This window comes from Kineococcus gurbantunggutensis (genome assembly GCF_050871925.1).
Lineage (GTDB): Bacteria > Actinomycetota > Actinomycetes > Actinomycetales > Kineococcaceae > Kineococcus.
Map to the genome: position 1 here is coordinate 1 of NZ_JBJLSG010000292.1, position 2,743 is coordinate 2,743.

Below are 2,743 nucleotides of genomic sequence, written 5' to 3' on the forward strand. Positions count from 1 at the left end.
TGCCGGGTGCGGGTGTGCCGGGTGCGGGTGTGCCGGGTGCGGGTGTGCCGGGTGCGGGTGTGCCGGGTGCGGGTGTGCCGGGTGCGGGTGTGCCGGGTGCGGGTGTGCCGGGTGCGGGTGTGCCGGGGGTGGGAGCACTCGCATCGTGCGCGTTCACGTCGTTCCCTGGAGCTCGCTGGTGCGGGGCCGGGTGGCTTCGGTAGGCCCTACTGAACGCCGAACCGGTGGTGAACGCACCCGGAGGGCCTCATCGTCGGCCAGGTCGGGTGTGCGCTGCGCCACTGGTCAGGACCCTGCTTGCCGGCCAGGGGTTTGATCCTTCAAAGGAGCGCGGCCCCGCTAGCGGCCCGGTGGTGGGACCTCCCGGCGTTGGTGCCGCCGCGTGGGCTGCGAGTGGTGATCCGCCTGGCCAGGGTATCGACACCGGGTTCGACTCCTTCGGTTCGTGTGGCCGGTGCTATTGGTGCGGTTCGCGCAGCCGGGGACTCGTCCGTAGTGCCCGGCGCCTGCGTGCTCGAAGCCGGTGGGTGCACGACGCGGTGGGTGCACGGCGCGGCGCCGGTTAAGCTGGGGCGCGGTTCAAACCCAGCCGCTCCTGGTCGGCACCTGCCGACGCCGCCGACTGGCCCTGGCCCGCCGCGCACCACCTGAGCGCCGAGGACGGCGCCGGGGAAGGACCTCCTCGTGGCGCTGAACACCCTGGCCCGCTTCCCCGCCGACCCCGCCGAGCCGGTGGTGCTCTGGTGCCGGGTGGGCATGGACACCACCGACAGCGTGATCTTCCTCGGTGGTGAGCTCGACGCCGACAGCGCTGCGCTGCTCCAGGCGGTGATCGGCGCGCAGATCGAGACCGGTCACCTGCAGGTGCACCTGCAGATCAGCGAGTTGCGCTTTTGCGACGTGCGCGGTGTGGCTGCGCTGGTGCAGGCGCAGCGCCGGCTGCGGGCGGCGGGCGGTGATCTGCACGTGCGCGGGGCTGGTGCCTTCGTGGAGCGCGTGCTCGGTTGGTGCGGGGCCGGTGAGCTGCTGGCCGAGCCGAGCGGTGATCTTGCCGGCGGTCCTGGCGCGGGTCCTGCCGGTGGTCTTGCCGGAGGTGCCCGGCGGTGAGCGCGTGCGGTGGCCCGCGGCTGTGGTGCCCAAGGCACGGTGCGCGGCGGATCGAGCGGCGTGTGCACCCGGTGGGCGGCCACCTGCCAGGTCGTGGGTGCTGGGTCATGAGTCCTTGGTCATAGGTACTGGTGCGGCTCGCCCTGCGGCCAGCGCGTGTGCTGCAGCTGGCCGCCGTCCACCACCGCCGCTAGCCGTCACGCCGTCACGTAGGTAGCCAGGCACGTCACGCCGCGCTGCGTCCGGCGAAACCTGGCACGCCCGGACACCTCGGACACCACCGCGCGAAGAACGCCAGGTCAACGCCGCCGGGGTTCAGTACCGCCGGGATTCAGTACCTCTGGGGCTCAGCGCTGCCGGCGTTCAGCGTCGCCGGTGGCGGGGTGTGTACCGCTGCTGCGCCGAGCGCAGCGGTGTTCACGATCTCCAGCCTGAACTGCCCACCTTGAACCGCTCACCCCGGGACGCTCAGCCCGGTGTGTTCAGCCCGGTGTGCTCAGTCGTGGGGGAGGGGGGCGTCCTCGCGGGCGACGGGGGCATCGATCAAGCTGCCGTACTCCGCCCACCCGCCCACGTAGTGCCGCACCGGCTCGTGCCCGAGCAGCTCGGCCAGGGCGAACCACAGCAGCGCGCTGCGCTCGGCCAGGCGGCAGTACACCACCACCTGCGAGTCCGCGGCCAGGCCCCGGGAGGTGAACAGCTGACGCAGCTGCTCGCGGGTCTTGAAGGTGCCGTCCTGCTTCAGCACCAGGGCCGAGGGCAGGTTGCGCGAGCCGGGCACGTGCCCGGGCACGCGGTGGCGCTCGGCGGCCACGTCCAGCTGGTGGTGGGAGCTGCCCTGGTACTCACCCGGGGTGCGGCAGTCCAGCACCAGCGCCGGGGCGGGGGCCTCGACGTAGCGGGTGAGGACCTCGTCGCGGCCGATGATCAGGGAGGCGTCGCGCTCGTCGGCGGTGTAACCGGTATCGACGGCGGTATCGATAGCGGTATCGACGGCGGTATCGATAGCGGTGTCGACGGCTGTGCCGGTGCCGGCGGTGGTGCAGCCGGTGTCGGTGGTGTGGGCGGGTACTCGCGCCCAGGTGGGCACGTCCTGGCTCAAGGGGTGCCCGGCCGCGGCCCAGGCACGCAGGCCCCCGTCCAGCAGGCTGATGCGGGGGTGCCCGTACACGCGCATCAGCCAGAACGCGAAGGCGGCGTGGGTGGGGTCGCCGGCGGAGTACAGCACGACGTGGTCGCCGCGGTGCACGCCCTTGGCATCCATGAGCTGCTCGAAGCCGGCTCGGTGCAGCGGTCCGCGGCGCACGTGCTGGTGCAGCTCGTCGAAGGTGTCGATGGGGCGGGCCCCGGGCAGGTGGCGCTGGTAGTAGGAGCTGGAGTCGTCATCGACCTGCAGCAGCACGACCGCGTCGTGGTGGGCGTGCAGCCAGGTGGCGTCCACCAGGGCGGGGGCGGGCAGTGCCGTGGGTCTGGGCCAGGCATGCGGCCAGCGCGCCGTTGCGTGCCCGTCGTGCCCGTCGTGCCCGTCGTGCCCGTCGTGCCCGTCGTGCCCGTCGTGCCCGTCGTGCCCGTCGTGCCCGTCGTGCCCGTCGTGCCCGTCGTGCCCGTCGTGCCCGTCGTGCCCGTCGTGCCCGTC

General features: G+C 73.0%; 2 protein-coding genes. One reads left to right on the forward strand and one right to left on the reverse strand.

Annotated features, from left to right (window positions below; genetic code table 11):
- Positions 1-684: 684 nt before the first annotated feature.
- Positions 685-1,107, forward strand: coding sequence for an STAS domain-containing protein (locus ACRYR7_RS25100; protein ID WP_432575090.1), 423 nt, complete (start codon positions 685-687; stop codon positions 1,105-1,107).
- Between the two features lie 496 nt (positions 1,108-1,603).
- Here ACRYR7_RS25100 and ACRYR7_RS25105 read toward each other — a convergent pair whose 3' ends face one another.
- Entirely contained in the window at positions 1,604-2,548 is a 945-nt protein-coding gene (locus ACRYR7_RS25105; protein WP_432575091.1) for a sulfurtransferase, read from the reverse strand.
- Positions 2,549-2,743 lie beyond the last annotated feature (195 nt).